At 74.6% G+C, this 12,550-nt stretch carries 11 protein-coding genes; 9 read left to right on the top strand and 2 right to left on the bottom strand.

Features of this window, described 5'->3' with window-relative positions; translation table 11 throughout:
• Positions 1-91 precede the first annotated feature (91 nt).
• Positions 92-967, top strand: coding sequence for an NmrA family NAD(P)-binding protein (locus ACZ6MA_RS27795; protein WP_469436895.1), 876 nt, complete (start codon positions 92-94; stop codon positions 965-967).
• A 73-nt stretch (positions 968-1,040) separates the two neighbouring features.
• On the opposite strand, the gene ACZ6MA_RS27800 is transcribed toward ACZ6MA_RS27795, so the two are convergent.
• Complete coding sequence (locus ACZ6MA_RS27800; RefSeq protein ID WP_469436896.1) at positions 1,041-1,457, bottom strand: CBS domain-containing protein; 417 nt, start codon at positions 1,455-1,457, stop codon at positions 1,041-1,043.
• A 220-nt stretch (positions 1,458-1,677) separates the two neighbouring features.
• Between ACZ6MA_RS27800 and ACZ6MA_RS27805 the strand changes: the two genes are divergently transcribed.
• A complete protein-coding gene (locus ACZ6MA_RS27805; RefSeq protein WP_469436897.1) occupies positions 1,678-1,914 on the top strand; it encodes a DUF6480 family protein in 237 nt (78 codons plus the stop codon).
• Positions 1,915-2,000: 86 nt separating this feature from the next.
• Here the strand turns inward: ACZ6MA_RS27805 and ACZ6MA_RS27810 are convergent, their stop codons facing one another.
• Complete coding sequence (locus tag ACZ6MA_RS27810; RefSeq protein ID WP_469436898.1) at positions 2,001-3,311, bottom strand: MFS transporter; 1,311 nt, start codon at positions 3,309-3,311, stop codon at positions 2,001-2,003.
• Positions 3,312-4,056: 745 nt separating this feature from the next.
• Here ACZ6MA_RS27810 and ACZ6MA_RS27815 point away from each other — a divergent pair.
• The 7 genes from ACZ6MA_RS27815 (at position 4,057) to ACZ6MA_RS27845 (ending at position 12,541) form a co-directional block, all read left to right on the top strand.
• Complete coding sequence (locus ACZ6MA_RS27815) at positions 4,057-5,019, top strand: NAD-dependent epimerase/dehydratase family protein (RefSeq protein WP_469436900.1); 963 nt, start codon at positions 4,057-4,059, stop codon at positions 5,017-5,019.
• A gap of 106 nt (positions 5,020-5,125) precedes the next feature.
• Positions 5,126-6,880, top strand: a complete 1,755-nt coding sequence (locus ACZ6MA_RS27820) for a carbamoyltransferase family protein (RefSeq protein WP_469436902.1) — start codon at positions 5,126-5,128, stop codon at positions 6,878-6,880.
• Positions 6,868-8,025, top strand: a complete 1,158-nt coding sequence (locus tag ACZ6MA_RS27825; RefSeq protein WP_469436904.1) for a glycosyltransferase family 2 protein — start codon at positions 6,868-6,870, stop codon at positions 8,023-8,025. Before ACZ6MA_RS27820 ends, ACZ6MA_RS27825 begins: the two co-directional genes overlap by 13 nt.
• Before the next feature lie 394 nt (positions 8,026-8,419).
• Positions 8,420-9,145, top strand: a complete 726-nt coding sequence (locus ACZ6MA_RS27830; protein ID WP_469436906.1) for a D-glycero-alpha-D-manno-heptose-1,7-bisphosphate 7-phosphatase — start codon at positions 8,420-8,422, stop codon at positions 9,143-9,145.
• Positions 9,139-10,257, top strand: coding sequence for a glycosyltransferase family 9 protein (locus ACZ6MA_RS27835; protein ID WP_469436907.1), 1,119 nt, complete (start codon positions 9,139-9,141; stop codon positions 10,255-10,257). The genes ACZ6MA_RS27830 and ACZ6MA_RS27835 overlap by 7 nt, the downstream gene beginning before the upstream one ends.
• Complete coding sequence (locus ACZ6MA_RS27840; RefSeq protein WP_469436909.1) at positions 10,254-11,216, top strand: glycosyltransferase; 963 nt, start codon at positions 10,254-10,256, stop codon at positions 11,214-11,216. The genes ACZ6MA_RS27835 and ACZ6MA_RS27840 overlap by 4 nt, the downstream gene beginning before the upstream one ends.
• Positions 11,213-12,541, top strand: a complete 1,329-nt coding sequence (locus ACZ6MA_RS27845) for a glycosyltransferase (protein WP_469436911.1) — start codon at positions 11,213-11,215, stop codon at positions 12,539-12,541. Before ACZ6MA_RS27840 ends, ACZ6MA_RS27845 begins: the two co-directional genes overlap by 4 nt.
• The last annotated feature ends 9 nt before the right edge of the window (positions 12,542-12,550 follow it).

Here is a 12,550-nt window from a genome sequence, read left to right on the forward strand (position 1 = left end):
AGCGGCCCGTCCGAGGAGAGCGAACCGGTGCCGCGCTCCGAGCGCTGAGGCTCCGGGGCACGGGACGGGCACGCGCGAAGGGAGCTTCACGGTGACCATCGTTGTCACAACACCCACGGGACACGTGGGATCGCGGGTGGTACGGCTGTTGATCCAGGCGGGTGTCCGGCCCCGGGTGCTCGTGCGGGATCCGGCGCGCCTGGACGCACGGACCCGTGGCGGTGTCGAGGTGCGGTGCGGCGATCTCACCGACGCCGGCTTCGTGCGCGGGGCCACCTCCGGAGCACGCACCGTCTTCTGGGTCGACCCCACACCGCACACGGTCGAGGAGCCGGTCGAAACGTCACAGCGCACCGCCGCCGCCCTCGCCGACTCCGCCCGCGCCGGGGAGGTGGCGCGGATCGTGTTCCTGAGCAGTGTGGGGGCGGAGAAGCGGCACGGGGTGGGCCACATCGACGGTCTGGCCCGGATCGAGGAACTCTTCGACGCCACCGGCGCCGACGTCCTTCATCTGCGCTGCGGCTACTTCTTCACCAACCTCCTGCTCGGCGTGGACGAACTGCGCCAGGGGGTGCTGACGACCGCGGCCGACCCCGACCGGCCCATGGCGTGGGTCGACCCCCGCGACATCGGCGAGGTGGCCGCCGCCCGACTGCTCCACGACGGCTGGCACGGCCGGGTGGTCCAGGGCGTCCACGGACCCGAAGACCTGACGTTCAATCAGGTCGCGCGGATCCTCACCGAGGCAGTGGGGCGCCCCATTCGCCTCCGGTCCGTCACCGACGACGACGTGCGCTCCCAGCTCGGCTCGGCCGGCCTGCCGCCGAAGGCGGTGGAGGGCATCGTCGGCATGCTGGCCGGAACGCGCGGCCTCGTGCCGGAGCAGCCCCGTGATGTGACCACCACGACCCCCACCCCTTTGAAGGCCTGGGCCTACACCCACCTCCGGCCCCTGCTCGCGGGCTGAGCCCGGCCCGCCGGTGCGATCCGCTCACGGACCCCACAGGCCGGCCCGGTGTGCGGAGCGGAGGTGGGTCGGTTCAGTCGGTGGACAGGGCTTCGAGCAGGTCCCCCACCTGGCGGTCCGGCAGGGCGCGGGCGACATCGGCCAAGGCCACCATGCCGACCAGCCGGTGGCCGTCGATGACCGGCAGCCGGCGGACCTTGTGCGCACCCATGGTCCGCAGGATCTCCCCGGCGTCGTCGTCGGCACCGATGGTGACGGCTTCGCCCTGGGCGAGTTCCCCCGCGGTCACCTGCCCGGGGTCCTTGCCCTGGCCGAGGACCTTCACCACGATGTCCCGGTCGGTGAGCACCCCCTTGAGCCGGTCGTCGCTGCCGCAGATCGGCAACGCCCCCACTCCCAGCCGGCTCATCTGCTTCGCCGCCGACAGGACACTGTCCTCGGCCCCGACGCACTCCGCGCCCTCGGTCATGATCTCTCGCGCCGTTGTCACATCTGCTCCCTGCGGTCGACGGCACCTCACCACCGAGGCGCCGTCGGTATCCATACCTCGCCCCTTGAGGAGGCCCGGGCTTCGGGCCGGGCTTCACCCGTCCGGCTCCGCCGCCCGGCCCCGTCGACCGGACGGCCGCGCTTGCGGCCTTCCCGGTGAGAACAGGCAAAACGCGGGCTCGTGGGGTGCGTGCGGGAGCCGCTCCTGATACTCGTACGCCATGACAACCCCCAGCATGGACCCCGATCCTGACAAGACCCCCGGACTGGAGCCGGGCGGGGGTGTGCCTCCGGGGGAGACGCCGCCCGCCGAAGGCAGCACCTCGGAATCCGGCCCCTTCGAACGGCACAACCCCACGACCGGGTGGGCGAAGATGCCCGTGGCGGTGCTGGTGCTGCTCGTCCTGCTGGTGGCCGGCCTCTTCGCCGCGATGGCGGTGGCCCTCCTGAGGGACTGAAAAGGCGGCCCGCCGCCCCGGACCACCACCGCCCCGGACCACACCACACCGAACCACACCGCACCGACCGGGGCGCGGCAGCGGCGTCAGGCGGTGGCGGCCAGGGTGGCCGGCTGCGCGGGCACGGGAACGGGGATGGGCACGGGGCCGGCCGCCACGGACGGCTCGGCGGCGCGAGCGGTGCGGCCGCGGTGGTGCAGGGCCCCCGCGGTGATGGCGAGGGCGATCACGAGACCACCGGAAACCAGGGTTCCGCGCGGGCCCGCGAGTTCCATCAGGAGGCCGAGGAGGGGCGGCCCCATGAGCCCCCAGACGGTGCTGGCGCTGCGCCACACCCCCAGCACACGGCCCCGTAGATGGGGCGGGGGATCGGTCTGCAGGACGGTGGTGCCGGCGGTGTCGGAGACCGACTCGATCACGGCCATGGGCAGGACGAGGACGAGCAGCATGGTCAGCGACGGGGAGAACCCGGCGACGGCCTGGAGAAGGCCTCCGGCGGCGGCGAGCGCGGCGACCAGACGCACGGAGGGGCTGCGCAGCCGGGCCGCGAGGACCGCGCCGACGGTACCGCCGACGGCCAGCACGGTGGAGACGGTGCTGTAGGCACCCGCACCGGCGTGCAGGGGGCCGGCGACGAGGACGGCGAGGGTCAGGGCGTAGTTGCGCCCGAAGATCGCGCTCAGGCCGGTGACCGCGGCGAGCGCGACCAGCCGGGGACGCTTGAGGAAGAAGGCCAGGCCTTCGCGGGCCCCGGTGCCCTGGCGAGTGCGGCGTCCACCGGCCCGCTCACGAGCCGGCTCAGTTGCCTGCTCGGGGTCCGGCGTGACCGGGGCGGCGGCGAGCCGGGCTTCCGGGGAGGGGCGGAGGAAGGGGATGACGGCCGCGACGAAGAGGAAGGACAGGCCGTTGGCCGCGTAGGCCGAGGCGGTACCGAGGAAGGCCGTGGCGATACCGGCCAGGGCGGTGCCGAGGAGCCGGCCCGCGCTGTGGACGAGGGAGCCGACCGCGATGGCGGAGGGCACGTCCTTGGTGGGCACGAGGTCGTTGCCCAACAGCGCGCACGCCGGTCCGTCGATGGTGGCGATGAGTCCGGTGACGGCCGCCAGGCCCATCAGAATGCCCACGTTGAGTTCGCCGAAAGCCACCAGGGCGGCGGTGGTGAAGGCGATCAGGCCGAGCACGGCCTGGCTCACCGCGGCGGTCAGTTTGCGCGGCCAGCGGTCCACGGCGGCGCCGCCCAGGAGGCCCATGAGCAAGCCGGGGGCGACCTGGACGGACAGCGACAGCCCCGTGGCGGCGGCGGAACCGGTGATCTGCAGGACCAGCAGGTTCTGCACGGTCAGCTGCATCCACGTGCCGGCGTTGGACACGAGGTTGGCGAGCGACCACCAGCGCATGCTGCGATGGCGCAGGGAACGCCACGGGGCGTGACCCCCGCCGGCGGCACGGCGGGGGAGCCGGGCGAGCGGGGAACGGCGGACGGCGGCTGCGTCCGGGGACACCGCCGGTGACGGCACGGCTGTGGTGGGCGCGGGAGCGGAAGAAGGCACGGCGAAACGACTTCGTGAAGAGCCCAGCAGGCTCGAAAGGTGGATGCGGGCCGTACGAAGGGCACCGGCGGCGGTGCGCGGTGCCCTCGCGGACGTCAGACGTCCGGCGGCCGCCCGACGAGCGGGACGGCTGCCGGTGACGGCGACGTCCCATCGTCACAGACTCCGGCCCCCGGCGCAGTGGTGATCAAGGAAATTGGATCTTCGGGGCCTCTCGTGGCCTTACGGGACAAGGGGCCGGGCCGCCGGGTGGGCTTGCTCACACGGCCGGACCAGGCCTGTGGTATCGCGGGAACGTCCCGCCGCGGAACCGCACCATGGCCCACCGGGCGCCGGAAGCTCGCCGTCCCGTCGGCGGGCGGCCGCCAGGGTACGCGGCGAGCGGGATTCCGCACGGCGGCCCGGGCCGTTGGGGTGCATGCGCCGGCTTGTCCGATTGCCGGACGCGGGCGGGGGTACTTCGAGGGCTGCCGCCCGGTGGCACCCGGGTACCGCCGGCAAGGCACCGGCCGCCCCGGCCCGCCCGGGTGTGGGCCACCCGACGGGACTCGACGGGTGGCCATGTTCTCGGGGACGAGTGAGGAGAGGTCCTATGGCTTCGGTTTCCGTTCCCCGGTGGGAGCACGTAGTGGTGACCGGCGGGTCCGGCTTCGTGGGCTCGCATCTGTGTACCGCGCTGGTGGCACAGGGGAGCGCGGTCACCTGCGTCGACGACTTCTGTACCGGTTCCGCGCGGAACGTGGACCACCTGCGCGGACACACCGGTTTCACCCTGGTCGAGGCCGATGTCTGCGAGCCGTTCGAGATACCCCGGCCACCCGATCTGGTGCTGCACTTCGCTTCCCCGGCCTCGCCCGCCGACTACCTGCGGCTGCCGCTGCATACGCTGGAGACCGGCAGCCTGGGCACCCGTAACGTCCTCGCGCTCGCCCGGCGGCACGGGTCCCGGTTCGTGCTCGCCTCGACGTCCGAGGTCTACGGCGACCCCCAGCAGCACCCGCAGAGCGAGCGGTACTGGGGGCACGTCAACCCCGTGGGCCCGCGCAGTGTGTACGACGAGGCCAAGCGGTTTTCGGAGGCGCTGGTGACCGCGGAGGCGGCCGTGCACGGCACCAACACCGCGATCGTACGGCTGTTCAACACCTACGGGCCGCGGATGCGCGGTCACGACGGACGGGCGGTGCCCACCTTCATCTCCCAGGCATTGGCGGGAGAGCCGCTGACGGTCACCGGTGACGGACGCCAGACACGGTCGCTGTCGTATGTCGACGACACCGTGCGCGGCATCCTCGCCATGGCGGCCTCCGAGCTGCGGGGGCCGGTCAACATCGGCAACCCGGACGAGATCAGCATGCTGGAACTGGCCCGCACCGTCATCGAGTTGACGGGCTCTTCCTCCACCATCCGCTTCATCGACCGGCCCACCGACGACCCCTGTGTGCGCTGCCCGGACATCACCTTGGCGCGGGGCAAGCTGCAGTGGGAGCCCCGGATCCCGGCCGTCGAGGGGCTGGCCCGGCTCATCAGCTGGTTCCGGGAGCAGCGCCCGGCCTGACTCCCACCCCGACCACCCGGCCGCCACCGGGCGGGACACGCGCGCCGACACGGGCCGTCCCCGGAGCCGGCGGGGCGGGGACAGAGCACGAAAGGGGCTCTCGACCATGCGTATTCTCGGAATCAACGCACTCTTCCACGATCCCGCCGCCGCCTTGGTGATCGACGGGCGGACCGTCGCCGCCGCCGAGGAGGAACGCTTCTCCCGGCGCAAACACGGAAAGCGCCCGGTGCCCTTCTCCGCCTGGGAGATGCCGGGGCAGGCCGCCTCCTGGTGTCTGAGCCAGGCCGGGCTGCGCCCCCAGGACCTCGACGCCGTCGCCTATTCCTTCGACCCGGGCCTCTCCCGCCCCGCCGACGCGCTCGGACTGCACGACCCGTGGGACCACGTGCGGCTGATGTACGCCCGGGAGGCCCCCGGGCTCCTCGCCGAGGCGCTGCCCGGCCTGGACGCGGACCTGGTGCGTTTCGTACCGCACCACATGGCCCACGCCGCGTCCGGCGCCTTCGCCGCCCCCGGCGCCGAGTCCTGTTCGGTCCTGGTCCTGGACGGGCGGGGCGAGGCCACATCCCACCTCGCGGCCCGCCGCACGGGCAACCGGCTGGAGCCCCTCCACGGGCAGGAACTGCCGCACTCCCTGGGGCTGGTCTACGAGGAACTCACCCAGCACCTGGGCTTCCTGCGCTCCAGCGACGAGTACAAGGTGATGGCTCTGGCTTCCTACGGCACCCCACGGATGCGGACCGAACTGCGCCGCTACGTGCACGCCACCGGTGACGGCGGGTTCCGTGCCGCCGGGGTGCCGTGGGAGGAGTTGTGCCGGGCCCGGCGCGCGGGGGAGGCATGGACCCAGGAGCACGCAGATCTGGCCGCCAGCACCCAGGCGGTCCTGGAGGAAACCCTGCTGGACCTCGCCCGCTGGCTGCACGGCCGCACACACGACTCGGTGCTCACCCTGGCCGGCGGGGTGGCGCTCAACTGCGTCGCCAACTCCCGGCTGGCCCGCGAGAGCCCCTTCGCCCGGGTGTGGGCACAGCCGGCCTCCGGCGACGCCGGAACGGCACTGGGCGGAGCCCTGTTGCTGGCGGCCGACGCCGGCCGCACACCGGAACCCCCTGCCGGTGCCGACCTGGGGCGCGGCTGGTCCGACGCGGAGCTGGAGGCCTGGCTCAAGACCGCCCAGGTGCCCTACGAACGGTCGGCCGACATCGCCGAGACCGTGGCCCGGGCCCTGGCCGAGGACGCGATCGTCGCCTGGTTCCAGGGCCGGGCGGAGTTCGGCCCCCGCGCCCTGGGCCACCGCTCCCTGCTGGCCCACCCGGGGCGGGTGGGCAATCTGGAGCGGCTCAACGACGTGAAGGGACGGGAACAGTTCCGGCCCGTGGCCCCCATGGTGCTGGCCGAACGGGCCGCCGAGATCTTCGACGGGCCGCTGCCGAGCCCGTACATGCTCTTCGTCCATGATGTGGACCCCCGGTGGCAGGACCGGATCCCCGCCGTGGTGCACGTGGACGGCACCGCCCGGATCCAGACCGTCGACTCGGCCACCGAACCGCTGGTGGCCCGGATGCTGGGCGCCTTCGAACGGCTCACCGGACTGCCGGTGGTCGTCAACACGAGCCTGAACACCGCCGGCCGCCCCATGGTCGACGACCCGCGCGACGCGCTGGAATGCTTCGGCTCCGCCCCCGTCGACCTCCTGGCCATGGGCCCCTTCGTCATCCGCCGCGGCGAGTTCTTCGCCGCGAGCCGCTCCGGCGCGGCCGCCACCGTCCAGCACCCCGAGACGGCGCGGGCCGTGGAAACCACCGAGCCCGCGCCGGACGCCACCCGCCCCCAGGAGAAGGGATGCCTGCGGTGACCGACACCCCGGCCCACCTCGATGCCACCCCCGCGGCCCCGCACGAAGGGTTCGCGGTGGTGATCCCGACCCTGGGCCGCCCCAGCCTGACCGACTGCCTGCGGGCCCTGGCCGAGGGCCAGGGCCCGCGCCCCGGGCGGATCGTGCTCGTCGACGACCGGCCACTGCGCGACTGCACCCCGCTGCCCGTGAGCGTGCCCGCGTCGCTGCGCGACCTGGTGCACGTCGTACCCGGCTGCGCCGCGGGGCCGGCCGCCGCCCGCAACGCGGGGTGGCGGACGGCACGCGAGCCGTGGATCGCGTTTCTCGACGACGACGTCGTGCCCGGCCCCACCTGGCCGGCCGATCTCGCCGCCGATCTCGCGTCGGCCGGCGCCGGCACCGCCGCCGTCGAGGCCCGGGTCACGGTCCCCCTGCCCCCCGACCGCCGGCCGACGGACTGGGAACGCACCACGGCGGGCCTGGCCGACGCCCGGTGGATCACCGCCGACATGGCCTACCGGCGCACCGCCCTGGAAGCGGTCGGCGGCTTCGACGAACGGTTCCCCCGGGCCTTCCGAGAGGACGCCGACCTGGCGTTGCGAGTGATCGACGCGGGCTGGACCATCAGCCGCGGCCACCGCAGCTCCACCCACCCCGTCCGCCCGGCCGACCGCTGGGTCTCGGTGCGGACCCAGGCGGGCAACGCGGACGACGTGCTGATGAACCGGCTGCACGGCCGCTCCTGGTGGGCCCGGGCCGGTGCCCCCCGCGGCCGGCTGCCCGTCCATCTGATGGTCACCGCCGCCGGAGCGCTCGCGGCGGCCGGGGCCGCCGCGAGCCGGCCCCGGGCGGCGGCCGGCTGCGCGGCACTGTGGCTGGCCGGCACCGCCGAATTCGCCTGGGCCCGCATCGCACCGGGCCCGCGCACCCGGCAGGAGGTGGCTGTCATGGCCGCCACCAGTGCGCTCATCCCGCCCGTCGCCGTCTTCCACTGGCTGCGGGGCCTGGCCCGCCACCACCGCGCCGCCCCCTACCGGCCGCCCGCCCCCGACCGGACCGGGTGGCGGCTCCCGGACGCGGAACCGCCGCGGCCCGGGCGGGTCGTGTACGCCTCCGCTGCGAGGCGGTGTCCGCAAACGCCGGACGAGCTTGGTCTGGGCTGAGCCGGGCCGCTGCCGCGGCGGGCCGTGTCGCCCGCACCTCCGCTGCGCGGCGGTGTCCTCAATCGCCGGACGGGCTGCTGTGCTGTGTCCTCAAACGCCGGACGGGCTGCTGTGCTGTGTCCTCAAACGCCGGACGGGCTTGATATGGCTGGGCTCAGCCCGAACCAAGCCCGTCCGGCGATTGAGGACGCGCCCGCAGGGCGCCCCGCCGCCGCAGGCGGCAAAGACGGCCCGCAGCCAAAAGTCCGCCGGCCAGGCGAGAGGCGCTCGCCGCCGCAGGCGGCAAAGACGGCCCGCAGTCAAAAGGTCCGTCGGCCAGGCGAGAGGTGACCCGCCACCGAAAGTAACCGATTTGCCCCGTTTAGTACGTACTCGCCGGGGATACCCGGGGTAGGTGCTCACAACTCCCGCTCCGCAGACACCGACCGACCCGGCCGACGGCGGCCCGTGGCTGTTCCCCGCGTGTCCGCCCGCCGGCGCCCCGGTCCTGCCACGCCGTACGGCGTGGCCGCAGGCGGTGCTCTTCGACCGGGACGGCACGCTCATCGAGGACGTGCCCTACAACGGTGACCCCCGCCGGGTGCGCCTGATGCCCCGGGCCCGTGAGGCGGTCGCCGCCGTCCGCTCGTGGGGCGTACCGGTAGGAGTGGTGAGCAATCAGTCGGGCGTCGCCCGGGGACTGCTGGACCACCGGCGGGTGAGCGCCGTCCAGCGGCGCGTCGAGACGCTGCTCGGCCCCTTCGCCGTATGGGCCGTGTGCCCGCACGGCCCCGGCGACGGATGTGCCTGCCGCAAACCCGCCCCCGGCCTGATCCACGCCGCGTGCCGGCGACTGGGCGCCGACCCCCGCCGGGTGGCCGTGATCGGCGACATCGGCGCGGACCTGGCGGCCGCCCGTGCCGCCGGCGCCCGGGGCGTCCTCGTCCCCACGCCCGTCACCCGCGGGGAGGAGATCGACGCCGCCCCCGAACGGGCCCCGGACCTGCTGGCAGCGGTCCGCGCACTCCTGCCGGACGAGGACGCCGGCCCCGGCCCCGAACGCCGGTCCGGCGGCGCCGTCCCGCCGGGGGACGGGCCCGCGCGGGTCGGCCCCGGCCCGGCCGGGGAGGGCTCATGGTGACGGCGCGCGCCCGGACCCTGGTGGTACGGCTCGACAGCGCCGGCGACGTGCTGCTGGCCGGGCCGGCGGTCCGCGCCGCCGCGGCGGGTTCCCGGCACACCGCCCTGCTGTGCGGGCCCCAGGGCGAAGCCGCCGCCCTGCTGCTGCCCGGCGTCGACGAGATCCTGCGGCACGAGGCCCCCTGGGTCGGCCTCACACCCCCACCGGTCCGGCGTGCGGCCATCGAGGCACTCGTCGACACGATCGCCGCCCGCCGCTTCGACCGGGCACTGATCCTCACCTCGTACCACCAAAGCCCCCTGCCCACCGCCCTCCTGCTGAAAATGGCGGGCGTCCCCTGGATCGCCGCGGACAGCGAGGACTACCCGGGCTCGCTGCTCGACCTGCGCCACCACCGCGCACCCCACCAGCACGAGGCCCGCGCCGCCCTCGCCCTCGCCGAAGCGGCCGGCATGCGGCTGCCCCCCGGCGACGACGGCACCCTGCGGATCGAGGGAATGCGGCCGAGCGCCCGGCTGACCGGCGCGGGCCCCTACCTCGTTCTCCACCCCGGCGCCGCGGTGCCCGCCCGTGCCTTCAGCGCCGCCCGTGCCGCCCGCGCCGTCGCCGCCCTGGCGACGGCCGGCCACCGCGTCGTGGTCACCGGCGGCCCCGGCGAACGGCGACTCACCGCGGCCGTCGCCGGACGCCACGCCCTGGACCTCGGCGGACGCACCACGTTCCCCGAACTCGCCGCCGTGCTCGCCGGAGCCCGCGCCGCCATCGTCGGCAACACCGGCCCGTCCCACCTTGCCGCCGCCGTCGGCACCCCCGTCATCTGTCTGTTCGCCCCCGTCGTACCGGCCCACCGCTGGGCCCCCTACGGGGTGCCGCACATCCTCCTCGGCCGCCAGGACGCCGGCTGCGCCGGCAGCAGAGCCCGTGTCTGCCCCGTCCCGGGCCACCCCTGCCTGGACTCGGTCACCGATGCCGAACTCCTCGACGCCGTCGACTCCCTGCTCCACCGCGACCACACCCGCGACGACCGCCCCGGCCGCCATGTTCACCACGGCCCCGCACCCGACCCCGGCCCCGGTTCCGACCGGGGCCCCGACCAGGAGGTCACCGTATGAACATCCTGCTGTGGCACGTGCACGGATCGTGGACGACCGCGTTCGTCCAGGGACCGCACACCTACCTCGTTCCCGTCACCGCCGACCGCGGTCCCGACGGGCTGGGCCGGGCCGTCACCTACCCCTGGCCGGAGTCGGTGCTGGAGCTGACCCCCGAGCAACTGCGGGACACCGACATCGACCTCGTCGTCCTCCAGCGGCCCCACGAGGGGGAACTGGCCGAACGCTGGCTCGGCCGCCGCCCCGGCCGGGACATACCGGCGGTCTACCTGGAACACAACGCCCCCCACGGCGCGATACCCGACACCCGTCACCCCTGTGCCGACCGTGACGACCTCACCCTCGTTCACGTCACCCACTTCAACCGGCTGTTCTGGGACAACGGCACCACCCGCACCACCGTGATCGAGCACGGCGTCGTCGACCCCGGCCACCTCTACACCGGGCAGCTCGCCAGGGCCGCCGTCGTCGTGAACGAGCCCGTCCGGCGCGGCCGTACCACCGGTACCGACCTGCTGCCCGCCCTCGGCGGGGCCGTCCCCCTCGACGTGTTCGGCATGGGCACCGAACACCTCGCCCGGCACCTGGGCCTCCCGGCGGCCCAGTGCCGCAGCGCCGATCTGCCACAGAGCCGGCTGCACGCCGAGATGGCCCGGCGGCGCCTGTATCTGCACCCCGTGCGCTGGACCTCCCTGGGCCTGTCCCTGCTGGAAGCCATGCACCTGGGCATGCCCGTGGTCGCCCTGGCCACCACCGAAGTCGTCGAAGCGGTGCCCGCGGGCACCGGTGTGCTCTCCACCCGCCCCGAGGCCCTGGCCGCCGCCGCCCGCCGCTACCTCGACGACCCCCAGGCCGCCGCCGAGGACGGGGCGCGTGCCCGCGGCGCGGCCCTGGCCCGCTACGGACTCAAACGCTTCCTGCGCGACTGGGAACACCTCATCGAGGAGGTGAGCCGATGACCATCTCACGCCCCGCCGCGACGGTGCCGCGCACCATCGCGCTGGTCTCCGAACACGCCAGCCCCCTCGCGGCCCTGGGCGGCGTCGACGCCGGGGGACAGAACGTCCACGTCGCCCACCTCTCCGCCGCCCTCGCCGACCGCGGCCACCACATCACCGTCTACACCCGGCGGGACGACCCCCAGCTGCCCGAACGGGTACCGCTGCGACCGGGCGTCGACGTCTGCCACGTACCCGCGGGCCCGCCCCGGCACGTCCCCAAGGACGAACTCCTGCCGCACATGGAGCACTTCGCGCGTTTCCTGATACGGCAGTGGCGTCAGGACCCGCCCGACATCGTGCACTCCCACTTCTGGATGTCGGGCCTCGCCGCCCTGACCGCCACCCGCGAACTCGGTCTGCCGCTGGTGCACACCTACCACGCCCTCGGCACCGTCAAGCGCCGTCACCAACGGCACGAGGACACCAGCCCTCCCGCCCGCATCGCCGTGGAGAGAACACTGGGGCGGCACTGCGACCGCGTCATCGCCACCTGCCGCGACGAGGTCCGGGAACTGGCCGCCATGGGCGTGCCCCGCCGGCACACGGTCATCGTCCCCTGCGGTGTGGACCCCTCGGTCTTCACCCCCTACGGGCCCGTCGCCCCCCGCGGCCGCCGCCACCGGATCCTCCAGATCGGACGGCTCGTCAAACGCAAGGGCGCGGCTCTCTCCGTCACCGCCCTCGCCGCCCTGCCCGCCACCGAACTCGTCATCGCCGGCGGCCCCCCGCCCGACCGTCTGCACGAGGACCCCGAAGTACGACGACTGCGCGCGCTGGCCCACGAAGCCGGTGTCGCCGACCGGGTCCGCTTCACCGGGGCCATACCGCGGGAGAGCGTTCCCCCCTTGCTGCGCAGCGCCGATGTGGTGCTGTGCCCCGGCGACTACGAACCCTTCGGCATCGTGCCCCTGGAAGCGATGGGCTGCGGCACCCCCGTGGTGGCCACCGCCGTCGGCGGCCAACTCGACACGGTGGCCGACCCCGCCACCGGCCGGCTCGTCGCACCGGGCGACCCCGCGGCGCTGGCCGCGGCGGTGGCCGCCCTCCTCGCCGACCCCGCGCGCCGCGCCGCGTGCTCGGTCGCCGGCCGCCGCCGGGTACTGACCCGGTACGGCTGGGACCGGGTGGCGGCGACCACCGACGACGTCTACCGCGACGTACTGGCGTCGCGGGTCCCCCCGACGGGCCCGCTCCGCCCGGAGGCCGCGTACCGGCGGGAACCCGTGGGGCAGCACCCGGCGGCATCGCCGAGGAGCACCGCACCGGCAGGACCGCACCGCTGAGACAGGCAA

This window comes from Streptomyces sp. NPDC042259 (assembly GCF_055582085.1).